The sequence below is a fragment of the Streptomyces sp. NPDC034103 genome, from assembly GCF_055575395.1.
In genome coordinates this window covers 84,596-106,741 of sequence record NZ_JBVISS010000009.1, presented here as the reverse complement: position 1 = coordinate 106,741, position 22,146 = coordinate 84,596, and the positions used below count along the sequence as shown (strand labels likewise).

General features: G+C 71.0%; 19 protein-coding genes. 11 read left to right on the top strand and 8 right to left on the bottom strand.

The features are described from left to right. The first annotated feature begins 67 nt into the window (after positions 1-67). Positions 68-502, top strand: coding sequence for a hypothetical protein (locus ACZ56U_RS21110; protein ID WP_469085530.1), 435 nt, complete (start codon positions 68-70; stop codon positions 500-502). Positions 503-579: 77 nt separating this feature from the next. Here the strand turns inward: ACZ56U_RS21110 and ACZ56U_RS21105 are convergent, their stop codons facing one another. From ACZ56U_RS21105 to ACZ56U_RS21095, 3 genes are all read right to left on the bottom strand, one after another. Next, positions 580-2,481: a S53 family peptidase gene (locus ACZ56U_RS21105; RefSeq protein WP_469085529.1), complete on the bottom strand. Its 1,902-nt coding sequence runs from the start codon at positions 2,479-2,481 to the stop codon at positions 580-582. Between the two features lie 203 nt (positions 2,482-2,684). After that, positions 2,685-3,326 carry a DUF305 domain-containing protein gene (locus tag ACZ56U_RS21100; protein ID WP_469085528.1) on the bottom strand — a complete coding sequence of 214 codons (642 nt, stop codon included), beginning with the start codon at positions 3,324-3,326 and terminating at the stop codon, positions 2,685-2,687. Then, entirely contained in the window at positions 3,305-3,964 is a 660-nt protein-coding gene (locus tag ACZ56U_RS21095) for a DUF3105 domain-containing protein (protein WP_469085527.1), read from the bottom strand. The genes ACZ56U_RS21100 and ACZ56U_RS21095 overlap by 22 nt, the downstream gene beginning before the upstream one ends. A 339-nt stretch (positions 3,965-4,303) precedes the next feature. Between ACZ56U_RS21095 and glnA the strand changes: the two genes are divergently transcribed. After that, the gene (gene glnA / locus ACZ56U_RS21090) at positions 4,304-5,665 is read left to right on the top strand and encodes a type I glutamate--ammonia ligase (RefSeq protein ID WP_391229689.1); all 1,362 of its coding nucleotides are present in this window, start codon (positions 4,304-4,306) and stop codon (positions 5,663-5,665) included. A gap of 70 nt (positions 5,666-5,735) precedes the next feature. Here glnA and ACZ56U_RS21085 read toward each other — a convergent pair whose 3' ends face one another. Beyond that, entirely contained in the window at positions 5,736-6,176 is a 441-nt protein-coding gene (locus ACZ56U_RS21085; RefSeq protein ID WP_391229692.1) for a VOC family protein, read from the bottom strand. Positions 6,177-6,502: 326 nt separating this feature from the next. On the opposite strand from ACZ56U_RS21085, the gene ACZ56U_RS21080 reads away from it, so the two are divergent. Continuing rightward, the gene (locus ACZ56U_RS21080) at positions 6,503-9,493 is read left to right on the top strand and encodes a bifunctional [glutamine synthetase] adenylyltransferase/[glutamine synthetase]-adenylyl-L-tyrosine phosphorylase (RefSeq protein ID WP_469085526.1); all 2,991 of its coding nucleotides are present in this window, start codon (positions 6,503-6,505) and stop codon (positions 9,491-9,493) included. Here ACZ56U_RS21080 and ACZ56U_RS21075 read toward each other — a convergent pair. Further along, a complete protein-coding gene (locus ACZ56U_RS21075; RefSeq protein WP_469085525.1) occupies positions 9,481-9,738 on the bottom strand; it encodes a hypothetical protein in 258 nt (85 codons plus the stop codon). The two genes, ACZ56U_RS21080 and ACZ56U_RS21075, sit on opposite strands and share 13 nt — an antisense overlap. A gap of 54 nt (positions 9,739-9,792) precedes the next feature. Continuing rightward, positions 9,793-10,770: a DMT family transporter gene (locus tag ACZ56U_RS21070; RefSeq protein WP_469085524.1), complete on the bottom strand. Its 978-nt coding sequence runs from the start codon at positions 10,768-10,770 to the stop codon at positions 9,793-9,795. 71 nt (positions 10,771-10,841) lie between these two features. Here ACZ56U_RS21070 and ACZ56U_RS21065 point away from each other — a divergent pair, with 71 nt between their 5' ends. Then, positions 10,842-11,771, top strand: coding sequence for a LysR substrate-binding domain-containing protein (locus ACZ56U_RS21065; protein WP_469085523.1), 930 nt, complete (start codon positions 10,842-10,844; stop codon positions 11,769-11,771). Positions 11,772-11,781: 10 nt separating this feature from the next. Beyond that, complete coding sequence (locus ACZ56U_RS21060; RefSeq protein WP_469085522.1) at positions 11,782-12,129, top strand: hypothetical protein; 348 nt, start codon at positions 11,782-11,784, stop codon at positions 12,127-12,129. 43 nt (positions 12,130-12,172) lie between these two features. Here ACZ56U_RS21060 and ACZ56U_RS21055 read toward each other — a convergent pair whose 3' ends face one another. Next, positions 12,173-13,033 (bottom strand): phosphatase PAP2 family protein, encoded by an 861-nt coding sequence (locus tag ACZ56U_RS21055; protein WP_469085521.1) that lies wholly within the window; start codon positions 13,031-13,033, stop codon positions 12,173-12,175. Between the two features lie 132 nt (positions 13,034-13,165). After that, positions 13,166-14,200 carry a LacI family DNA-binding transcriptional regulator gene (locus ACZ56U_RS21050; protein WP_469085520.1) on the bottom strand — a complete coding sequence of 345 codons (1,035 nt, stop codon included), beginning with the start codon at positions 14,198-14,200 and terminating at the stop codon, positions 13,166-13,168. A 416-nt stretch (positions 14,201-14,616) separates the two neighbouring features. Here ACZ56U_RS21050 and ACZ56U_RS21045 point away from each other — a divergent pair, with 416 nt between their 5' ends. The 6 genes from ACZ56U_RS21045 (at position 14,617) to ACZ56U_RS21020 (ending at position 22,114) form a co-directional block, all read left to right on the top strand. Further along, positions 14,617-15,888 (top strand): extracellular solute-binding protein, encoded by a 1,272-nt coding sequence (locus ACZ56U_RS21045; RefSeq protein WP_469085519.1) that lies wholly within the window; start codon positions 14,617-14,619, stop codon positions 15,886-15,888. Positions 15,889-15,988: 100 nt separating this feature from the next. Then, positions 15,989-16,993, top strand: coding sequence for a carbohydrate ABC transporter permease (locus tag ACZ56U_RS21040; protein WP_469085518.1), 1,005 nt, complete (start codon positions 15,989-15,991; stop codon positions 16,991-16,993). Between the two features lie 13 nt (positions 16,994-17,006). Continuing rightward, entirely contained in the window at positions 17,007-17,912 is a 906-nt protein-coding gene (locus tag ACZ56U_RS21035) for a sugar ABC transporter permease (protein WP_469085517.1), read from the top strand. Between the two features lie 115 nt (positions 17,913-18,027). Continuing rightward, positions 18,028-19,707, top strand: a complete 1,680-nt coding sequence (locus ACZ56U_RS21030; RefSeq protein WP_469085829.1) for a glycoside hydrolase family 13 protein — start codon at positions 18,028-18,030, stop codon at positions 19,705-19,707. A 91-nt stretch (positions 19,708-19,798) separates the two neighbouring features. Next, a complete protein-coding gene (locus tag ACZ56U_RS21025; RefSeq protein ID WP_469085516.1) occupies positions 19,799-20,626 on the top strand; it encodes a tetratricopeptide repeat protein in 828 nt (275 codons plus the stop codon). A 105-nt stretch (positions 20,627-20,731) separates the two neighbouring features. Next, on the top strand, positions 20,732-22,114 hold the full coding sequence (locus tag ACZ56U_RS21020; RefSeq protein ID WP_469085515.1) for an alpha-amylase: 1,383 nt from the start codon (positions 20,732-20,734) through the stop codon (positions 22,112-22,114). The last annotated feature ends 32 nt before the right edge of the window (positions 22,115-22,146 follow it).

The window sequence follows — 22,146 nt, the reverse complement described above, 5'->3', positions numbered from 1 at the left end:
CGGGGCTCTTACCCTCGCCCCTTACTCCCGCCCTCTACCCTCCCCCTGGACGAGCGCCATGAGCGGCATGAGCGCCACGACCGGGGGCGGGGCGAGCGGCATGAGCGATGACGGTCCGAGCCGTACGGCGGGATGGGGCTGGTTCCTGGCCTGGCTCCTCGTGGGAGCGTGCGCCGGCGTCGGTCTCGCGGCGATCCTGACGGTGGGCGCGGCCTTCGTCGTACTCGCCGCGTCGGCCGCGGTGGCTCTGCTGCGCACCGGGCCCGCACGCGCTGTCGTGGGCGCCGTCTCGGGGCTGTCCCTGCCGCTGTTCCACCTCGCCCACCTGAACCGGGGCGGCCCGGGAGAGGTGTGCCACGCGCTGCCGGGCGGGCAGAGCTGCACCGAGGAGTACGCGCCGCTGCCGTTCCTCGTCGCCGGGGTTGTGCTGCTGGTCGCGGGTGTCGTGAGCCACGTGATGATCGGCCGCCGTGAGCGGACGGATCCCGGGTCGCGACGGTAGGCGGGGCGTGCGTGAGGGCCCGGTCCCGAAGGTGCTCGCCTTCGGGACCGGGCCCTCACGGACGTACGTCGTCCGGGTCAGTGCCGCCTGAACGACTGCACGTAACCGTTCGCGGGCGTACCCACGCCGGTGACGTCGTCGTAGCCCTTGACCGCGGACAGCGAGCTGTCCTTGCCGAGGCTGCGGACCGAGGTGCTCAGCCCGTCGCCGGCGTCGAAGCCGTTGGTGTAGTCGACGCGCGCCACCGCGAGTCCGGAGCCCGTCGGGTTGTCCGTGACGTCGTGGAAGGCCTTCGAGCCGTACTTCGCGTAGATCGACGGGTTCGCGAACCCGATCGCCTTGCCGCCCCGCGCCTGCTGGGCGAGCGCCTGCACGGCCGCGATCACCGGCGAGGCCAGCGAGGTGCCGCCGATGCGGTACTCGCTGTACCGCTGCGAGCCGTCCGGGAAGGTCTGCGTCTGGCCCACCAGGAAACCGGTGTTCGGGTCGGCGACCGCCGCGATGTCCGGCACGACACGGTTGCCGGCGGCGTTGTTGGCCGTCGCGAGCGCGTCCGGGACGACCCCCTTCTGGTAGAAGGGCTCGGCGACCGTCTTGCTGGTGCCGCCGCCCGCGCCCGAGGTGAACGCGCCGGGGAAGTCGGTCCAGCTCTTGCCGTCCGCGGACAGCGTGGCCTTCTCGGTGCCCCAGCCGGTCTCCCACTGGTACTTGTCGCCCTTGCCGACGGCGAGGGAGGTACCGCCGACCGCCGTCACCCACGCCGAGTTGGCCGGGGTGTCGACCTGCTTCGTCCCGGTGTTGGCGACCTCGTCACCGTTGTCGCCGGAGGAGAAGTAGAAGCCGATGCCCTCGACCGCGCCGAACTGGAAGACCTGGTCGTAGGCGGCCGCGAGGTCCGGCGTCTGGTTGGCCTCGATGTCGCCCCAGGAGTTGGAGACGATGTCGGCCAGGTGGTCGTCGACGACCTTGCTGAGCGAGTCGAGCAGGTCGTCGTCGTAGCAGGACGCGGCACCCACGTACGTGATGTTCGCGTCCGGCGCGACCGCGTGCACGGCCTCGACGTCGAGGGTCTCCTCGCCGTACCAGCCGGCCGCCCCGCACTCCTCGGTCCTGGTGTAGTTCTTCGGCAGGACCTGCTTGAGCTGGCTGCTCTTGTAGGCCGCGTCGCCGTTCTTCTTCGCGTAGGTGGCCGCGTCGAAGGCGATGGTCGGGGAGGCGTAGGCGTCGGTGATGGCGACGCGAACCCCCTTGCCGGTGTACGTGCCCGCGCCGTAGGCGGCGCGCAGCTGCTTGCCCGTGTAGCCCTTGACGGCGTACGGGATCTTCGAGCCGTAGGCCTCGGGCAGGGTGCTCGCGATCTTCGAGCCGTAGTACGAGGAGAACGGCCCGGCGTTCTTGAACACGGCGTCCGGCGGCGGCAGTTGGTCCTTGCTGCTCGCCTTGTGCGGCGCGTTGTCCAGGCCGGTGACGGTCAGGACGGCACCGTTCAGGCTCCCCGGCGCGGAGGCCGCCTTCGCGGGCGCGCGGTAAGTCTTCGATCCCTTGGCGTAGTTGTGCAGCTGGGTCCCGAACGCCTTCTCGGCGGCGGCCACGTCACCGGAGACGGAGACGTAGTGCCGCGTGACGCCGGTGACCTTCAGACCCGCCGACGTCAGCCAGGACCTCACCGCCGCCACCTGGGCCTTCGTCGCGCCGAAGCGGGCCTGCGCCTGCCGCGCGCTCAGGTGCTTGCCGTACGACGCCGAGGACGGGTCGGAGACGGCCTTCGCGTACGCGGCGAGGCCGGCCGCGTCCCGGCCGGCGAGATAGACCCGGGCGGAGACCTGGGAGGTGTCCGCCGTGGCGCCCTTGTCGGCCTTGGCCGTGGCCCACGCGGGCCTGGTCCCGGCCAGCGTGTCCCGGGCGGGGCCGTCCGCGGCGTGCGCCGCGGGTATGCCGAGCGCGAGCGCGCCGACGATCATGGGCAGTGTCGCTGCCATGCTCACACCGGCGCGCGTCGCGACACGGTTGGATCTCATGGAACCCCCTGGGTGCGGTTCGTCTCGAGTGGATCACTCGACGGTGGTCACTCTTTCGACGAACCGTTCATGTCAGGGGAATACGAGCCCCAAGAGGAGCCCAATTAACCTAATGACCACGCCATTTGAGGGTTGGGACACGGCTCGGACCGAGGGTTAACCCTCTATGGGCGGGCCTTCGCGCCCCGCTCCCGGAGCATGTCCGCCATCAACTGGATCTCCGATTCCTGCCCGTTGACCATGCCCTGCGCGATCTGCTTCTCCACCTTCACCGTGCAGCGCTCGACACAGGCCTCGGCCATGTGGATACCGCCCTTGTGATGGTCGGTCATCAACTGGAGATAGAAGACCTCGGCCTGCTTGCCGCTGAGCTTGCGCAGCTTCGCCATCTCGGTGTTGGTCGCCATCCCCGGCATCAGCGCGCCGTCCTCGCCGGAGGCCATGCCGCCCATGTCCATCCAGGTCATCGGCGGGTCCGAGGACACCTTCGGCAACTCCCACAGGTCCAGCCAGCCCAGCAGCATGCCGCGCTGGTTGGCCTGGGTCTGCGCGATGTCGTACGCGAGCAGCCGCACGTCCTCGTTCTTCGTGCGGTCGCGGACGATGAACGACATCTCCACCGCCTGCTGGTGGTGCACCGCCATGTCGCGGGCGAACCCGGCGTCCGCGGAGTCCGCGGTCGGGGTGTCGCCGGAGCCGCCGTCCTCGGCGACGGCGTAGGTGATCCCGCCGGCCGCGACGAGTACCGCCGCCGCGGCCGAGGCGATCCAGCCGGCCTTGCGCACTACGACAGACCGCCCGTGCACGCCGCACCCTTCTCCGGTGTCTGCTCACCCTGGACGAACTTCTCGAAGAACTTCGCCATGTTCGGGTCGTCGGCGCTCGTCACCGTCCGCTGGTGGCCCCACGCCGTCAGCATGATCGGGGCCGCCTGCTTCTCGTACGGGCTCATCAGCGTGTACGGCGTCTTCTTCACCTTCGCCGCCAGCGCGTCCACGTCGGCCTTCTTGGCCTTGGAGGTGTACGTCACCCAGACCGAGCCGTGCTCCAGCGAGTGCACGGCGTTCATGTCGTTGAGTTCCTTGGTGTAGACGTCGCCGTTGCAGTTCATCCAGCGGGCGTCGTGGTCACCGCCGGCCGGGGGCGTCATCGGGTACTTCACGGTCTTGGTGACATGGGTCTGGCTGAGCTTCGCCGACCAGGTCTTCACGCCGTCCTTGCCCGTGGTCCAGTGCCCCGGGTTGCTGGAGTCGGCCACCGAGCCGCCGTCGTCGTCCTGCGACTGCACGAGCACGACACCGCCCACGACGAGACCGGTGACGACGACCACGCTCGCCGCGATCGTCAGGAGCCGGTTGCGGCGCTCGCGGGCCTGTTCGGCACGCCGCATCTCCGCTATTCGCGCCTTGCGCTCGGCGGAGTTCTTGTTCTTGGCGGAGCCCATGGGAGGTGTCCTTCTGGGTAAGGAGGGCCGATCGGGTCCGCTGATGGTAATGGGGAAGGGGGTGCTCTTAGAAAGGGAGGGCGCAGAATGGCCGAAGAGCCGGTGATCACCGCGCGGCAGGTTCCGGCCCGTCCGGCATTACGGATGGGGGTGCGAGCAGGCAAGATGGGCGGCGGAACAGTACACCTGCCGTACGTGGGGCGTTCGCTCAGGGGTCGGCCCGCCGATCATGGTCCGCAACACGGATGAAATGGTGTTGTGGTGGGATGCTCAGGTGTCCGGTCCGTCTCGCACGGGACCCGAGACAGGCGGCCTGACCAGCAAGGATGGGGAAGCTAGATGGACAAGCAGCAGGAGTTCGTGCTCCGTACGTTGGAGGAGCGGGACATCCGGTTCGTACGCCTGTGGTTCACGGACGTGCTGGGCTTCCTCAAATCCGTCGCCGTGGCGCCGGCCGAGCTGGAACAGGCTTTCGACGAGGGCATCGGCTTCGACGGCTCCGCGATCGAGGGCTTCGCCCGGGTCTACGAGTCCGACATGATCGCCAAGCCGGACCCCTCGACCTTCCAGGTCCTGCCGTGGCGCGCGGAGGCTCCCGGCACCGCCCGGATGTTCTGCGACATCCTGATGCCGGACGGCTCCCCGTCCTTCGCCGACCCGCGGTACGTGCTCAAGCGCGCCCTGGCCCGCACCTCCGACCTGGGCTTCACCTTCTACACCCACCCGGAGATCGAGTTCTTCCTGCTGAAGGACCGCCCGCTGGACGGCTCGCGCCCCACCCCGGCCGACAACTCCGGCTACTTCGACCACACCCCGCAGAACATCGGCATGGACTTCCGCCGCCAGGCGATCACCATGCTGGAGTCGATGGGCATCTCGGTCGAGTTCTCCCACCACGAGGGCGCCCCCGGCCAGCAGGAGATCGACCTGCGCTACGCCGACGCGCTCTCCACGGCCGACAACATCATGACGTTCCGCCTGGTGATGAAGCAGGTGGCGCTGGAGCAGGGCGTCCAGGCGACCTTCATGCCGAAGCCGTTCTCGGAGCACCCCGGCTCGGGCATGCACACCCACCTCTCCCTCTTCGAGGGCGACCGCAACGCGTTCTACGAGTCGGGCTCGGAGTACCAGCTCTCCAAGGTCGGCCGCTCCTTCATCGCGGGCCTGCTCAAGCACGCGGCGGAGATCTCCGCGGTCACCAACCAGTGGGTCAACTCCTACAAGCGCATCTGGGGCGGCACCGAGCGCACCGCCGGCGCCGGCGGCGAGGCCCCCTCCTACATCTGCTGGGGCCACAACAACCGCTCGGCCCTGGTCCGCGTCCCGATGTACAAGCCCGGCAAGACCGGCTCGGCCCGCATCGAGGTCCGCTCCCTCGACTCCGGCGCCAACCCGTACCTCGCCTACGCCCTCCTGCTGGCCGCCGGTCTCAAGGGCGTCGAGGAGGGCTACGAGCTTCCGCCGGGCGCCGAGGACGACGTCTGGGCCCTGTCGAACGCCGAGCGCCGCGCCATGGGCATCGAGCCCCTGCCCCAGAACCTGGGCGAGGCCCTGACCCTGATGGAGCGCAGCGACCTGGTCGCCGAGACGCTGGGCGAGCACGTCTTCGACTTCTTCCTGCGCAACAAGCGGCAGGAGTGGGAGGAGTACCGGTCCGAGGTGACCGCGTTCGAGCTGCGGAAGAACCTGCCGGTGCTGTAGCGCGCGCGGTACGAAGGGGCCGGCGGTCGTGGACCGCCGGCCCCTTCGGCGTACGGGGGGAGCCCGCGGACTACTGGCCCGCCGGCCTGGCCAGCACCTGGTGCAGCGGTTCCGTCAGCCGGCGCTTGTACTCCTGGATCGCCCAGCCGTTGCCGTCCGGGTCCCGGAAGTACATGAACGTGGCGCCGTCGTCGGGGGTGTACTGGACCGGCTCGGACACCTCCAGACCGCGCTCGGTGAGCTCCGCGTGCGCCGCCTTGATGTCGCTCACGCACAGTTGCAGGCCCTGATAGGAGCCGGGGGCCGGGCGGGGGCCGTCCATGGTCTCCCAGATGCTGTCACCGAGCGCGATCGAACAGCCCGAGCCCGGGGGCGTGAGCTGGACGATCCGCATGCCCGGCATGACCTCCTGGTCGATGTCGACGTGGAAGCCGACCTTGTCCCGGTAGAAGTCCCGAGCCCGGTCGATGTCGCTCACGGGCAGCGGAATCACTTCGAGCGTGAAGTCCATCGCTAGTCCTCCTGGAGAATCGCCGCGGGTCTGGCCGAACGGCTCCCCTTACCGAAGCCGAAAACGGTGCGCGGCGCCACCGAGAACACGAAAGCACCCCGTACGGCGGTCCCGCCGGCCATGGACGCCCGAGCGCTCCGGCGCCCCGTACAGAGCCGCGTTCACCGGCCGCTGGACGATCGAGGCTCGCGGTGCCGGTGCCGGTGCCGGTGCCGGTGCCTGTGGCGTGGCGCGGACCCGTCACCCCGCTCCCTCCGCCCCGGCGCTTCTCACCCCCTGTCCGGTTAGGCTCGGGCAGGTACGACCTTGATCGGAGGAGGCCGAGGATGACGGCGCCGGGGCGCAGGAGCAGTACCTTCAGCCGGCTGCTGCGGCACGGGTTCACCGATCCCTCGGCGGCCGAGCGGCTGCTGGAGAGCGGGGAGCTGTCCGCCGTACGCAACGACCCGGTGCTGCTGGAGGCCCTCGGGGCCACCGCCGACCCCGACCTCGCGCTGCACGGTCTCGTACGGCTCCTGGAGGCCCAGCCCGACCGTGAGCTGCTGGACACGGTGATAGCGGCCAAGCCCCTGCGGGACCGGCTGCTGGGAGTGCTGGGCGCGTCCTCCGCGCTCGCCGAGCATCTGGCCCGGCACGCGGGCGACTGGCAGGCGCTGGTGATGTACGAGCCGCGCGATCTGCACCCGGGGGTGGAGGAGTTCGAGCGGGGACTGGCCGAGGCCACGGACCCCGTCGCCCTGCGGGTCGCCTACCGGCGCTGTCTGCTGTCCATCGCCGCCCGTGACGTGTGCGGCACCACCGACGTCGCCCAGACCGCCGCCGAGCTCGCCGACCTCGCCACCGCGACCCTGCGCGCCGCCCTCGCCATCGCCCGCGCCGCCGCCCCCGAGGACGCCGCGCTGTGCCGGCTCGCGGTCGTCGCCATGGGCAAGTGCGGTGGCCACGAACTGAATTACGTCTCCGACGTGGACGTCATCTTCGTCGGCGAGGCGGTGGAGGGCGCCGACGAGGGCAAGGCCCTGCGCTCCGCCACCAAGCTCGCCTCGCACATGATGCGGATCTGCTCCGAGACCACCGTGGAGGGGTCGATCTGGCCGGTCGACGCCAACCTCCGCCCCGAGGGCCGCAACGGCCCTCTCGTGCGCACGCTCGCCAGTCACCTCGCCTACTACCAGCGCTGGGCCAAGACCTGGGAGTTCCAGGCCCTTCTCAAGGCCCGCCCGGTCGCCGGTGACATCGAACTCGGCGAGCAGTACGTCGCCGCCCTCGAACCCCTGGTCTGGAAGGCCGCCGAGCGCGAGAACTTCGTCGCCGACGTGCAGAAGATGCGGCGCCGGGTCGTCGAGAACATCCCCCTGGCGGAGGTCGACCGCGAGCTGAAGCTCGGGCCCGGCGGCCTCAGGGACGTCGAATTCGCCGTACAGCTCCTGCAGTTGGTGCACGGCCGCGCCGACGCCTCGCTGCGCAGCGGCACCACCCTCGACGCGCTCCAGGCGCTCGCCGCCGGCGGCTATGTCGGTCGCGACGACGCCGTCCAGCTCGACGACGCCTACCGCTTCCTGCGCACCATGGAGCACCGCATCCAGCTCTACCGGCTGCGCCGCACCCACCTCGTCCCCGAGGACGAGGCCGACCAGCGCCGCATCGGCCGCTCCCTCGGCCTGCGCACCGACCCGGTCGCCGAGCTGAACCGCGAGTGGAAGCGGCACAGCAGTGTCGTACGACGGCTGCACGAGAAGCTCTTCTACCGGCCGCTGCTCGACGCCGTCGCCCAACTCGCCCCCGGCGAGTCCCGGTTGAGCCCGGAAGCGGCCCGGGAACGGCTCGTCGCCCTCGGGTACGGTGACCCGGCCGCGGCCCTGCGCCACCTGGAGGCCCTCGCCTCCGGCGTCACCCGCAAGGCGGCCATCCAGCGCACCCTCCTGCCCGTCCTGCTGGGCTGGTTCGCCGACTCCGCCGACCCGGACGCCGGTCTGCTCAACTTCCGCAAGGTGTCGGACGCGTTGGGCAAGACACCCTGGTACCTGCGGTTGCTGCGCGACGAGGGCGCCGCCGCCGAGAACCTCGCCCGGGTCCTGTCCGCCGGGCGCCTCGCCCCCGACCTGCTGATGCGCGCCCCGGAAGCGGTGGCGCTGCTCGGCGACAGCGACGGCACCGGCGGCGGGCTCGCCCCGCGTGGCCGGGCCGCCCTCGAACAGGAGATCCTCGCCGCGGTCCGGCGCGCGGACGGCGCCGAGCAGGCGGTCACCGCGGCCCGCGGAGTACGCCGCCGCGAGCTGTTCCGTACCGCGGCCGCGGACATCGTCGGCTCCTACGGCACCGAGACCCGGCCCGTCGAGGCCGACCAGGGCGCCCTGGTGGACCGGGTCGGCGCCGCCGTCTCCGACCTCACCGCGGCCACCCTCGCGGGCACCCTGCGCGCGGTCGTGCGGGACACCTGGGGCGACACCCTGCCGACCCGGTTCGCCGTCATCGGCATGGGCCGCTTCGGCGGCCACGAACTCGGCTACGGCTCCGACGCGGACGTCCTGTTCGTCCACGAGCCCCGCAACGGCGTACCCGAGCGGTCCGCGTCCGACGCGGCCAACAAGGTCGTCTCCGAGATGCGCCGCCTGCTCCAGATCCCGAGCGCCGACCCGCCGCTGCTGATCGACGCCGACCTGCGCCCGGAGGGCAAGTCCGGGCCGCTGGTCAGGACGTTGAAGTCGTACGAGGCGTACTACCGCCGGTGGTCCCTGGGTTGGGAGTCCCAGGCGCTGCTGCGCGCCGAAGTCGTCGCGGGCGACGAGGATCTGGGCCGCCGCTTCATCGAGCTGATCGATCCGCTGCGGTACCCGGAGCGAGGGCTCGGGGAGGACGCCGTACGGGAGATCCGGCGGCTGAAGGCACGCATGGAGTCCGAGCGGCTGCCTCGCGGCGCCGACCCCAAGCTGCACACCAAGCTCGGGCCGGGCGGGCTGTCCGACGTCGAATGGGTCGTGCAGCTCATGCAGTTGCGGCACGCGCACTCCGAGCCCGGCCTGCGCACCACCCGCACCCGGGAGGGGCTCGCGGCGGCCCGCGCGGCCGGACTCGTCTCCGGGGAGGACGCCGAGACCCTCGACGAGGCGTGGGTGCTGGCCACGCGGGTGCGCAACGCGGTGATGCTGGTGCGCGGGCGGGCCGGGGACACCTTCCCCTCCGACCCGCGTGAACTGGCCGCGGTGGGGCGGTACTTGGGGTACGGCCCCGGGCATGTGGGCGACATGCTGGACGACTACCGGCGCACCACGCGCAAGGCGCGGGGGGTCGTGGAGACGTTGTTCTACGGGGCGTAGGCCTTCTTCGGCCCCGGCACCGGCACCGCCGCGGTGGCCCGCGCGGCGGTGACCGCGGGCTCGATACGGCCCGGCGCCGCCGTGGTGGCCTGCGCGGCGGTGGCTGCGGACCCGGCACGGCCCGGCGCTGCCGTGGTGGCCGCGGGCTCGATTCGGCCCGGCGCCGCCGTGGTGGCCTGCGCGGTGGTGGCTGCGGACTCGGCACGGCCCGGCGCTGCCGTGGTGGCCCGCGCGGCGGTGGTCACGGGCTCGATACGGCCCGGCGTCGCCGTGGTCGCCTGCGCGGCGTTGGCCGCGGACTAGGCACGCCCCGGCGCCGCCGCACTGGCCCGCGCGGCGCTGGCCGCGGACCCGGCACGGCCCCGCGCCGCCCCGCTGGCCCCCGCCGCGCTGGCCGCGGACCCCGCACCGCCCCGCGTCGCCCTGGGGCGCGTCATGGCGACGCCCGTCAGGACGATCGCCATGCCTGCCAGCACCCGGACCCCGACCTGCTCACCCAGGACCAGCGCGCCCAGGGCCACCGAGACCACCGGCAGGAGGTAGCCGACCGTCGCCGCCGACGTCGGGCCCTCGTCGGCGATCAGGCGGTAGTTGAGGTAGAAGGTCACGCCGGTGCCCAGGACGCCCAGGGCGGCGACCGCGAGGAGCGCGGTGAGGTCCGCCTCGACCGGGCCGGCGACCGGCAGGGACAGGGTGGTCCAGCCGGTCGCGACCATCAGCTGGGCGGCGGACATCGCCATCGGGGCCCGCTTGTCGGTGAGCTTGCGGGCCATGTACGCGAACGCCACGGCGTAGCTCGCGGCCGCGCCCAGGAGGGCCAGCGCGCTCCAGCTCAGCAGGCCGGAGCGCTGCCACGGGGCGAAGATCAGCACCGTGCCGGCGAAGCCGAGGAGCAGCCCGGCCAGGCGCAGGGGGCGCAGCCCGCGGTCGGTGCCCAGCAGGACGCCGATCAGCAGCGACCACAGGGGGGTCGTGGCGTTGAGGACCCCCGCGATGCCCGAGTCCAGGCGCTGCTCACCCACCGCGAACAGGGCGAACGGGATCGCGTTGCAGAACAGCGCGGCCACGACCAGGTGGCCCCAGGTGGCCCGGGAGCGGGGCAGCCGCTGACCGGCCGCGCGGGCCAGCGCCAGCAGGGTCGCGGTGCCCAGCGCGCACCGGACGATGGTGATCTGTGCGGGGGACAGGCCGTGGTCGAGAGCGAGCTTGATCCAGAGGAACCCCGAGCCCCACAGGAGGGCGAGGACGGCCATGCGGAGCGTGGAGGCGGGAGACATGGCTCTACCGTCCGCGACAGAACGCGTGAGGACAAGTGAAGAGTTCTGGATGAGTCGTTAAGCTGTCCTACATGTTGGATGTGCGTCGGATGCAGATGCTGCGGGCCGTGGTGAGCAGCGGGTCGGTGACGGGGGCGGCGACGCTGCTCGGCTACACGCCCTCGGCGGTGAGCCAGCAGATCGCCGCGCTGGAGAAGGAGACCGGCACGGACCTGCTGGAACGGGTCGGGCGCGGGGTACGCCCCACGGCCGCGGGGCTGCTCCTGACCGAGTACGCGGACACCATCAGCCGCCAGGTCGCCGAGGCGGAGACGGCCCTCGCCGATCTGCTGGCGGGGCGCACGGGCCGGCTGTCGGTGCGGTACTTCGCCACGGCGGGCGCCTCACTGGTCGCCCCCGCGGTGGCCCGGCTGCGGACGGAACACCCCGGCGTCCAGATCGAGCTGAAGCTGATCGACCCCGACGACCCGCTGCCGGACGTCCGGGAGGGCCGCGCGGATCTCGCGCTGGTGGTGGGCCCGCGGACCTCGGCTCCCGACGGCGTGCGCCTGCTGCACCTGCTGGATGACCCGTACCTCGCGGTGCTGCCCGAGGGGCACCGCCTTGCGGACGCCTCCGTGCTGGAGATGTCCGACCTCGCCGAGGAGGCCTGGGTCGGCAGCGAGTGGCCCGGCCCCTGCCTCGACGCCCAGCTCACCGCCTGCGAGGCGGCCGGCTTCCGCCCCCGGTTCGTGGTCGACAGCGAGGACTACGTCACCGCGCAGGGCTTCGTCGCGGCCGGGCTGGGCGTGAGCATGATCCCCAGACTGGGGCTCGGCGTGGGCCTCCGGCCGGGTGTGGTCGTACGACAGCTGCGGGGGCCGCGGCCGACGCGCTCGATCCACGCGGCCGTGCGGGAGACGGCACCGCCGCAGCCGGCGCTGCGGGCGTTCATCGCGGCCATGCGGGAGGCGGCCGGAGCGGAGCCGGTCGGCCCCTCCGGGCGGCAGGACGGCCGGTAGGCTCCCGCTCATGGGTGCGTTACTGCCGTTTCTGTTCCTGCTCGGCGGCCTGGCCGCGGTCCTGGGCCTGCTCACCTGGCTCGCGGCGCGCATCCGCCGCCGGGGGCTGGCGGGCGGGGCCGTGAGCGCGGCCCTGGCCTCCTACGAGGAGGCGTTCCGCGTCACCGCGCACGAGTCGCATGTGGAGATCCGCGCGCAGGCGGAGCGCAAGGCGCCGCTGCTGTCGCCGGACGACCACTGGCAGCGCGACCCCGGTGCCGCGGCCGCGACGGGACCCCGGCGGCCGGTGCGGTCGGGGCCGCGGCGGGCCCGACGCAGGCTCGGGCGCTGGGTGGGGCGCCTGCGGTCCGGACGCTGAAGCCCGGGCGCGTGAAGCCCGGACGCTGAGGCTTGGCGCCCCGCTAGGAGCGGGAGCCCGCCCGTGAGGCCGGCACGCGCCTCGTCGGTACCAGTCGCGGCAGGGAGTACGGCAGGGCCCCGTACCAGAGGCGGGCCACCGTGAAGCCGAAGGCGAGGCAGAGAGCGCCGCCGACCGCGTCGAGCCAGAAGTGGTTGGCGGTGGCGACGATGACGACCAGGGTGGCCGCCGGGTAGAGCAGGCCCAGGACCTTCACCCACGGCACCGACGCCAGCGCGAAGAGGGTCAGGCCGCACCACAGGGACCAGCCGATGTGCATGGACGGCATCGCGGCGTACTGGTTCGACATGTTCTTCAGGTCGCCGGACGCCATCGACCCCCAGGTCTGGTGCACCACGACCGTGTCGACGAAGTCGCCGCCGTTCATCAGCCGGGGCGGGGCCAGCGGGTACAGGTAGTAACCGACGAGGGCCACGCCGGTCGTCGCGAACAGCACCGTGCGCGTCGCCGCGTAACGGCCGGGGTGACCGCGGAAGAGCCACACCAGCACACCCAGCGTCACCACGAAGTGCAGCGTCGCGTAGTAGTAGTTCATGCCCACGATCAGCCAAGTCACCGAGTTCACGGCGTGGTTGACCGACTGCTCGACCGCGATCCCCTGGTCGTGCTCGACCCGCCAGATCCAGTCGGCGTTGCGCAGCGCCTCGGCCTTCTGCTCCGGGACCGCGTTGCGGATCAGTGAGTACGTCCAGTAACTCACCGCGATCAGCAGGATCTCGAACCAGAGGCGGGGGCGGCGCGGGGTGCGCAGCCGGTGCCGGAAGCCCGGCCTCGTGTCGGCCGCGACAGGCTGGGACACGGCCTCTTCGCGGCCTTCCAGTGTCGTCACGGTCGAATCACCCATGGACACAGAGTCTGCCAGAAAAGCCCTTGCCCCCAGATCATCCCCCGGTCGGGTCCAGGACGCATGTCCTACGGCGAGACGAGCCCTCGAGCTCCTCCCCGCGGATGCCCCCGCAACCCCGGTTCCTCCGCCCTAAGGACGATTCCGGTCCCCAGGAGCCGAAGCGGTCGAACCGCGCACCACCAGCTCCGGCATGAACACGAACTCGCTGTGCGGCGCGGGCGTTCCGCCGATCTCCTCGAGCAGCGTGCGCACCGCGGCCTGACCCATCGCGGGCACCGGCTTGCGGACCGTGGTGAGCGGCGGGTCGGTGAAGGCGATCAGCGGGGAGTCGTCGAAGCCGACCACCGAGATGTCCTTCGGCACGTCCAGGCCGAGCTGCCGGGCGGTCCGTATCGCCCCCAGCGCCATCATGTCGCTCGCGCAGACCACCGCCGTGCAGTCGCGGGCGATCAGCGCCGCGGCGGCCGCCTGGCCGCCCTCCAGGGTGTAGAGCGAGTGCTGGACCAGCTCCGTCTCGATCGTCTGCGCGGGCAGCCCCAGCTGGTCCTGCATCGCGCGCACGAAGCCCTCGATCTTGCGCTGCACGGGCACGAACCGCTTCGGCCCCAGCGCCAGGCCGATCCTGGTGTGCCCGAGCGAGGCCAGGTGCGTCACCGCCAGCGTCATCGCCGCCCGGTCGTCGGGGGAGATGAACGGCGCCTGCACCTTCGGCGAGAAACCGTCCACGAGCACGAACGGCACGCCCTGGCCGCGCAACTGCTCGTAGCGCTGCATGTCGGCGGAGGTGTCCGCGTGCAGCCCGGAGACGAAGATGATGCCGGCCACGCCCCGGTCGACGAGCATCTCGGTGAGCTCGTCCTCGGTGGAGCCGCCCGGGGTCTGGGTGGCGAGGACCGGTGTGTAGCCCTGCCGCGTCAGCGCCTGCCCGATGACCTGGGCCAGCGCCGGGAATATGGGGTTCTCCAGCTCCGGGGTTATCAGGCCCACCAGGCCCTCGCTGCGCTGGCGCAGCCGCACGGGACGTTCGTAGCCGAGCACGTCCAGTGCGGCCAGCACGGACTGGCGGGTGGTGGCGGCGACGCCCGGCTTCCCGTTGAGGACCCGGCTGACCGTCGCTTCGCTCACCCCCGCTTGCGCGGCGATGTCCGCAAGCCGTGTGGTCACAGGGGTGGACTGTACCGGCCGGGTCTGCCCTTGCCCACCAATGGGGCGCCGCGGCCGACCTGTTGGCCGGGTGGCTCCGGGTTGCTGCGTCATCGCGCTCCCTCATGAAAGTGATGGCAAGAGCTTGCAGAGTCTTGCACAACCCGTCGTGTGCCGCCCCACCGTTGGAAACAAGGGTCTCACGGCAGTTGCCCCCAGGTCACGTGCGGATAACTTCGCCGACGTCTTGCACTTTTTTGCTGCAAGGTCTTTCGCAACGCTTGCAGCGCTGTTACGTTCGGCCACGCCCGGCGGCGGCAACGGCGCAGTCGGCACGACGGCAGGGAGAGCGGTCGGGACCGCACCCCCTGCACCAGCAGGGACGGCAGACGGGGCCACCCCTGCACCACACGGGCTTTCACCCTCAAGGAGAACTCATGCGGCGTGGCATAGCGGCCACCGCACTGGTGGCGTCCCTCGCCCTCGCGGCGACGGCCTGCAACGGCGACAGCGACAGTGGCGGCGACTCGAGCGGTCCGGTGACCATCACCTGGTGGGACACCTCCAACGCCACCAATGAGGCACCGACGTACAAGGCCCTCATCAAGGACTTCGAGGCCGCCAACAAGGACGTCAAGGTCAAGTACGTCAACGTCCCCTTCGACCAGGCGCAGAACAAGTTCGACACCGCCGCCGGCGCCTCGGGCGCCCCGGACGTGCTGCGCTCCGAGGTCGGCTGGACCCCGGCCTTCGCCAAGAAGGGCTACCTCCTGCCGCTGGACGGCACCGAGGCCCTCGCCGACCAGGGCAAGTTCAAGCCGAACCTGATCGAGCAGGCCAAGTACGAGGGCAAGACCTACGGTGTCCCGCTGGTCACCGACACCCTCGCCCTCGTCTACAACAAGGCCCTCCTGAAGAAGGCCGGCGTCGAGGCCCCCAAGACCTGGGACGACCTGAAGAAGGCCGCCGCCACGATCAAGGACAAGACCGGCGTCGACGGCTACTGGGGCTCCACCCAGGCCTACTACGCCCAGTCCTTCCTCTACGGCGAGGGCACCGACACCGTCGACGCCGACGCCCAGAAGGTCACGGTGAACTCCGCCGCCGCGAAGAAGGCGTACGGCACCTGGCTGAGCCTGTTCTCCGGCAAGGGCCTGCACAAGGCCGACACCACCGCCGACGCCTACGCCCACATCCAGGACGCGTTCGTCAACGGCAAGGTCGCCGCGATCATCCAGGGCCCGTGGGAGATCACCAACTTCTACAAGGGCGCCGCGTTCAAGGACAGGGACAACCTCGGCATCGCCACCGTCCCGGCCGGCTCCACCGGCAAGGCGGGCGCCCCGACCGGCGGTCACAACCTGTCCGTCTACGCCGGCTCCGACGAGGCCCACCAGAAGGCCGCGCTGAAGTTCGTCAACTTCATGACCTCCGCGAAGTCCCAGTCGGCCATCGCGCTGAAGAACTCCACGCTGCCCACCCGTGACGACGCCTACACCACCGAGGTCAAGGCCGACCCGGGCATCGCCGGCTACGGCACGGTCCTGTCCGCCGCCCAGCCGCGCCCGGCGCTGCCCGAGTACAGCTCCCTGTGGGGCCCGCTGGACACCGAGCTGCCCAAGATCGCCGGTGGCAAGGAGTCCCTGGACAAGGGGCTGAGCAACGCCGAGACCGCGATCGCCAAGCTGGTCCCGGACTTCAGCAAGTAAGCCCCGAGCGGCCGCCGGATCCCCGGACCACGGGGGAGGGATCCGGCGGCCATCGGCCTGTGAGCCGTACACCCCTTGAACTCCCAGAAGGTGTCGAACCATGACAGTCGCCATCGACCGCGCGACCGGCAAGCGCCGCGGTGACCGCGGGCCGGGCCCCGGGCTGGGCCAGCGCCTGAAGAACCGCTACCACAAGCACTGGTACGCGTACGCGATGATCGCCCCCGTGGTGGTCGTGCTCGGCGTCCTCGTGCTGTACCCGCTGGTGTACGGCCTCTACCTGACGCTCACCGACGCCAACAGCCTGAACACCGCGCGGACGATCGGCGTCAACCACATCGACGCCACCTACAAGTTCATCGGCCTGGACAACTACGCCGACATCCTGTGGGGCGACACCGCCTACGACCGCTTCTGGTCGCACTTCATCTGGACGATCGTGTGGACGGCCGCCTGTGTGGCCCTGCACTACGGCATCGGACTCGCCCTCGCCCTGCTGCTCAACCAGAAGCTGCGCGGCCGCGTCTTCTACCGGCTGATCCTGGTCCTGCCGTGGGCCGTGCCGACCTTCGTCACCGTCTTCGGCTGGCGGTTCATGCTCGCCGACGGCGGCATCGTCAACAGCTTCCTGGAGACCCTCCACCTGCCCACCCCGCTGTGGCTGGAGGACACCTTCTGGCAGCGGTTCGCCGCGATCATGGTCAACACCTGGTGCGGTGTGCCGTTCATGATGGTCTCGCTGCTCGGCGGACTGCAGTCCATCGACGCCTCGCTGTACGAGGCCGCCGAGATGGACGGCGCCAGTGCCTGGCAGCGGTTCCGCTACGTCACCCTGCCGGGGCTCAGGTCCGTCAGCTCCACCGTGGTCCTGCTCGGCATCATCTGGACCTTCAACCAGTTCGCCATCATCTTCCTGCTGTTCGGCGACACCGCCCCCGACGCCCAGATCCTGGTCACCTGGGCGTACTACCTCGGCTTCGGACAGCAGCCGCGTGACTTCGCCCAGTCGGCCGCCTACGGCATGCTGCTGCTGGCCATCCTGATCGTCTTCACCTCCTTCTACCGCCGCTGGCTGAACCGCAATGACCAGCAGCTCGCGATCTGAGGCAGGAGCCCACATGAGTACGACCACAGTCGAGACCTCCGCCGCGGTGTCCAAGGCCGGCCCCGCACCGGCCCCCCGCCGGATCCGCCGCGGTGAGCAGAGCCGCGCCGGCTCCCTCGTCTCGCACGGCATCCTGATCGTCGCGAGCCTCGTCGCGCTCTTCCCGATCGCCTGGCTGGTCTTCCTGTCCCTCGGCCCGGACAAGGACGACTACCTCCACCCGGGCGGCATCTGGAAGAAGATGACGTTCGACAACTACTCGTTCGTCCTCCAGCACACCGAGTTCTTCAGCTGGCTCAAGAGCTCGCTGATCGTCTCGCTGGGCACCACGGTGATCGGTGTGCTGCTGGCCGCGACCACCGGGTACGCCGTGTCCCGGATGCGCTTTCCGGGCTACCGCAAGTTCATGTGGGTGCTCCTGGTCACGCAGATGTTCCCGGTGGCCGTTCTCATGGTGCCGATGTACCAGATGCTCTCGGACCTCCAGCTCATCAACAGCTACCTCGGGCTCGTCCTCGTGTACTGCACCACGGCGGTGCCGTACTGCGCCTGGCTGCTCAAGGGGTACTTCGACACCATCCCGTTCGAGATCGACGAGGCCGGACGCGTCGACGGGCTGACCCCCTTCGGGACGTTCGCGCGGCTGATCCTGCCGCTCGCCAAGCCCGGACTCGCGGTCGCCGCGTTCTACAGCTTCCTCACCGCCTTCGGCGAGGTCGCGTTCGCCTCGACGTTCATGCTGTCCGACACCAAGTACACGTTCGCCGTCGGCCTGCAGAGCTTTGTGAGCGAGCACGACGCCCAGCGGAACCTGATGGCCGCGACGGCCGTGCTGATCGCGATACCGGTCTCGGCGTTCTTCTACCTCGTGCAGAAGAACCTCGTCACGGGCCTGACCGCGGGCGGTACCAAGGGCTGAGCGCCCTCCCGTTGCCCGGGGCGGCCGTGGTCCCCATCCGACCCCGCTGTGACCACGGTCGCCCCGTCACCCTCCTGCCTTTGACCTGATGAACCCGTTACCCACCAAGGACGCCATGAGCCAGCAGCACTCCGCCCTCGCCCCGGCCCCCCACCCCGCCGAAGCCAAGCGCGGCGACTGGTGGCGGGACGCGGTGATCTACCAGGTGTATCCGCGCAGCTTCGCCGACAGCAACGGCGACGGCATGGGCGACCTGGAAGGCGTACGCTCCCGACTCCCGTACCTGCGCGACCTCGGCGTGGACGCCGTGTGGCTCAGCCCCTTCTACGCCTCCCCGCAGGCCGACGCCGGCTACGACGTCGCCGACTACCGTGCCGTGGACCCGATGTTCGGCAATCTGCTCGACGCCGACGCACTGATCCGCGACGCGCACGAACTGGGCCTGCGGATCATCGTCGACCTGGTCCCGAACCACTCCTCGGACCAGCACGAGTGGTTCAAGCGGGCGCTGCGCGAGGGTCCCGGCTCGCCCCTGCGGGACCGCTACCACTTCCGCCCCGGCAAGGGCGCCGACGGTGAACTCCCGCCCAACGACTGGGAGTCGATCTTCGGCGGCCCGGCGTGGACGCGGGTGACGGAACCGGACGGCACCCCGGGCGAGTGGTACCTGCACCTCTTCGCCCCGGAGCAGCCGGACCTCAACTGGGAACACCCGGCCGTCGGCGACGAGTTCCGCTCCATCCTGCGCTTCTGGCTGGACATGGGCGTCGACGGGTTCCGGATCGACGTGGCCCACGGCATGGTGAAGGCGGAGGGCCTGCCGGACATCGGCGGCGCCGGCGATCAGCTGAAACTGCTGGGCAACGATGTCATGCCGTTCTTCGACCAGGACGGCGTGCACGAGATCTACCGCCAGTGGCGCGTCATCCTCGACGAGTACCCCGGCGAGCGCATCTTCGTCGCCGAGGCCTGGACCCCTACGGTCGAGCGCACCGCGAACTACGTCCGTCCCGACGAACTGCACCAGGCCTTCAACTTCCAGTACCTGAGCACGGCCTGGGAGGCGGTGGAGCTGCGCCAGGTGATCGACCGCACGCTGGAGGCGATGCGCCCGGTGGGGGCTCCGGCCACGTGGGTGCTGTCCAACCACGACGTCACCCGCCACGCGACCCGTTTCGCCAACCCGCCCGGCCTCGGCACCCAGATCCGTGAGGCCGGCGACCGGGAGCTGGGTCTGCGCCGCGCCCGGGCGGCCACGCTCCTGATGCTGGCCCTGCCCGGCTCGGCCTACGTCTACCAGGGCGAGGAGCTGGGTCTGCCGGACGTCGTCGACCTCCCCGACGAGGTCCGCCAGGACCCGGCCTACTTCCGCGGCGAGGGCCAGGACGGCTTCCGCGACGGCTGCCGGGTGCCGATCCCGTGGACCCGCGAGGGCTCCTCGTACGGCTTCGGCTCGGGCGGCAGCTGGCTGCCCCAGCCGGCGAGCTGGGCGGAGCTGAGCGTGGAGGCCCAGACGGGCACCCCGGGCTCGACGCTGGAGCTGTACCGCACCGCACTGGAGATCCGCCGCACCCAGCCGGACCTCGGCGCCGGCGACGCGGTGGAGTGGCTGCGCGCACCCGAGGGCGTCCTCGCCTTCCGCCGCGGCGAGTTCGTGTGCGTGGCGAACACCAGCGGCGAGTCGGTGGCGACCCCCTCGTACGGCCGCGTCCTGCTGACGAACGGTGAGCTCACGGAGGCGGACGGCGAGACGAAGGTGCCCTCGGACACCACGGTGTGGTGGACGACGGCCTGACCGACCCGCGGCCTCCCAGGGCCCGTCGCCCCGACAGGCGGCGGGCCCTGGCCTGTTGCCGCCCGGATGCCTTCACGTAACCTCGCCGACCGTGGAGATCGCACGGATGATCCGGGGCCGCTCGCGGGAGTCGGCCGCCGTGGACCGCCTCGTCGGGCTCTGGCAGGACGGCGCGTACGAGGAGCTGGAGGCCGGAGCGAGGGAGCTTCAGGCGCAGGCGGGACGGCTGCGCGGGCGCGAACGGCGCCTCGTGTGGGAGCAGTGTGCCAGGGCCATGGCGACCGGGGCCGCGTGCGCCCTGGGGCGGGGCGCGCGGGTGCTCCCCGAACTGGAGTCCCTCGCCGCGGAGTTGCGCGAGACGCCCGGGACGTCGGCGCAGCAGCTGTTGCTGATGGTGCGGAGCAACCGCATGGTGGTCCTCGCGGAGGCGGGGCGCCACGCCGAGGCCGAGGCGGAAGGCCTGGACATCCTGCGCGGCGTGACCCGGCTCAAGCATCTGGCCTCGGTGTGGGACATCGAGCTGTCCGTGCTGGACAACCTGGTCGCCGTGCTGTGCGGACAGGGCCGCCACGAGGAGGCCGAGGCCATCGCCCGCGGGAACCTGCCCCGGGCCGAGGGCACCTCCCTCGCCGCCCTCCACTGCGGCCTGGTGCGCAGCCTGAGCGGTCAGGGACGGTACGAGGAGGCCCTGGCCGAGGCCCGCCGGTACACCCCGCCCCGGGTACGGGCCCACAGCGGGGGCCTGGACCTGGCCACGGCCGAGGCCCTGCACGGTCTGGGCCGGCGGGGCGAGGCGGAGACGGCCGCGCGGCGGGCGCTGGGCGACTGCGAGCGGTTCCTGCACCCGGAGCATCCCCGGATCCGCAGGGCCCGCGCCCTGCTGGCGGAGATCACCGGGGAGGACCCGGAGAGTCCGTGAAAGTTCTTGCCATCGGTTTCAAGCCTCTTGCTGTAAACCTTTCGTCGGCGGTACGTTCACGCCGACGTCGGGCAAGGGTGCCCGCCCGTCCGCAAGGAGCCCCCCGTGATATCGAGATGGTCCGCCAGCGCCTCCCTGACCGCGCTCGCCGCAGCCGCGGCCCTCCTCACCCCCGCCGGGACCGCCCACGCCTCCCCGCCCGGCACCAAGGATGTCACCGCGGTGATGTTCGAGTGGAACTTCGCCTCCGTCGCCAGGGAGTGCACCCGCACCCTCGGCCCCGCCGGTTACGGCTACGTCCAGGTCTCCCCGCCCGCCGAGCACATCCAGGGCTCGCAGTGGTGGACGTCGTACCAGCCCGTCAGTTACCGCATCGCCGGGCGCCTCGGCGACGCCACCGCCTTCAAGAGCATGGTGGACACGTGTCACGCGGCCGGTGTGAAGGTCGTCGTCGACACCGTGATCAACCACATGTCCGCGGGCAGCGGCACCGGCACCGGCGGCTCGTCGTACACCAAGTACGCCTACCCGGGCCTGTACTCCTCCTACGACTTCGACGACTGCACGTCCACCATCACCGACTACACCAACCGCGCCAACGTCCAGAACTGCGAACTCGTCGGCCTCGCCGACCTGGACACCGGCGAGCAGTACGTCCGCGCCACCATCGCCGGATACCTGAACTCCCTGCTCGGCTACGGGGTGGACGGCTTCCGTATCGACGCGGCCAAGCACATCCCGGCGGCCGACCTCGCCAACATCAGGTCGCGGCTGTCCAACACCTCCGTGTACTGGAAGCAGGAGGCCATCTTCGGCAGCGGAGAGGCCGTCCAGCCCACCGAGTACACGGGCAACGGCGATGTGCAGGAGTTCCGTTACGCCTTCGACCTCAAGCGTGTCTTCACCAACGAGAACCTCGCCTATCTGAAGAACTACGGCGAGGGCTGGGGGTACATGAGCAGCTCGGTCGCCGGTGTCTTCGTCGACAACCACGACACCGAGCGCAACGGCTCCACCCTGACCTACAAGGACGGCGCCACCTACACGCTGGCCAACGTCTTCATGCTCGCCCACCCGTACGGGGCCCCGGACGTCAACTCCGGTTACGAGTGGTCCTCCACCGACGCCGGGCCGCCCAACAACGGCTCGGTCAACGCCTGTTGGCAGGACGGCTGGAAGTGCCAGCACGCCTGGCCGGAGATCCTGCGCATGGTCGCCTTCCGCAACGCCACCCGCGGCCAGGCCGTCACCGACTGGTGGGACAACGGGGGCGACGCCATCGCCTTCGGACGCGGCAGCAAGGGGTACGTGGCGATCAACCACGAGTCGGGCAGCCTGAGCCGCACCTACCAGACCTCCCTCGCCGCCGGTACGTACTGCAACGTGCAGAACAACACCACGGTCAGCGTGAACGCCGCCGGCCAGTTCACCGCGACGCTGGGCGCCCACACCGCCCTCGCGATCTACGCCGGCAAGTCCAGCTGCTGAGCCGCTCCCTGAAAGTTCTTACCGTTGCTTTC

Bases quoted from the DNA above. Each gene is read 5' to 3' on its own strand.
- ACZ56U_RS21110 (WP_469085530.1), top strand. From the start codon at position 68: ATGAGCGCCACGACCGGGGGCGGGGCGAGCGGCATGAGCGATGACGGT.
- ACZ56U_RS21105 (WP_469085529.1), bottom strand. From the start codon at position 2,481: ATGGCAGCGACACTGCCCATGATCGTCGGCGCGCTCGCGCTCGGCATA.
- ACZ56U_RS21095 (WP_469085527.1), bottom strand. From the start codon at position 3,964: ATGGGCTCCGCCAAGAACAAGAACTCCGCCGAGCGCAAGGCGCGAATA.
- glnA (WP_391229689.1), top strand. From the start codon at position 4,304: ATGGACAAGCAGCAGGAGTTCGTGCTCCGTACGTTGGAGGAGCGGGAC.
- ACZ56U_RS21085 (WP_391229692.1), bottom strand. From the start codon at position 6,176: ATGGACTTCACGCTCGAAGTGATTCCGCTGCCCGTGAGCGACATCGAC.
- ACZ56U_RS21080 (WP_469085526.1), top strand. From the start codon at position 6,503: ATGACGGCGCCGGGGCGCAGGAGCAGTACCTTCAGCCGGCTGCTGCGG.
- ACZ56U_RS21070 (WP_469085524.1), bottom strand. From the start codon at position 10,770: ATGTCTCCCGCCTCCACGCTCCGCATGGCCGTCCTCGCCCTCCTGTGG.
- ACZ56U_RS21065 (WP_469085523.1), top strand. From the start codon at position 10,842: ATGTTGGATGTGCGTCGGATGCAGATGCTGCGGGCCGTGGTGAGCAGC.
- ACZ56U_RS21060 (WP_469085522.1), top strand. From the start codon at position 11,782: ATGGGTGCGTTACTGCCGTTTCTGTTCCTGCTCGGCGGCCTGGCCGCG.
- ACZ56U_RS21055 (WP_469085521.1), bottom strand. From the start codon at position 13,033: ATGGGTGATTCGACCGTGACGACACTGGAAGGCCGCGAAGAGGCCGTG.
- ACZ56U_RS21045 (WP_469085519.1), top strand. From the start codon at position 14,617: ATGCGGCGTGGCATAGCGGCCACCGCACTGGTGGCGTCCCTCGCCCTC.
- ACZ56U_RS21040 (WP_469085518.1), top strand. From the start codon at position 15,989: ATGACAGTCGCCATCGACCGCGCGACCGGCAAGCGCCGCGGTGACCGC.
- ACZ56U_RS21035 (WP_469085517.1), top strand. From the start codon at position 17,007: ATGAGTACGACCACAGTCGAGACCTCCGCCGCGGTGTCCAAGGCCGGC.
- ACZ56U_RS21030 (WP_469085829.1), top strand. From the start codon at position 18,028: ATGAGCCAGCAGCACTCCGCCCTCGCCCCGGCCCCCCACCCCGCCGAA.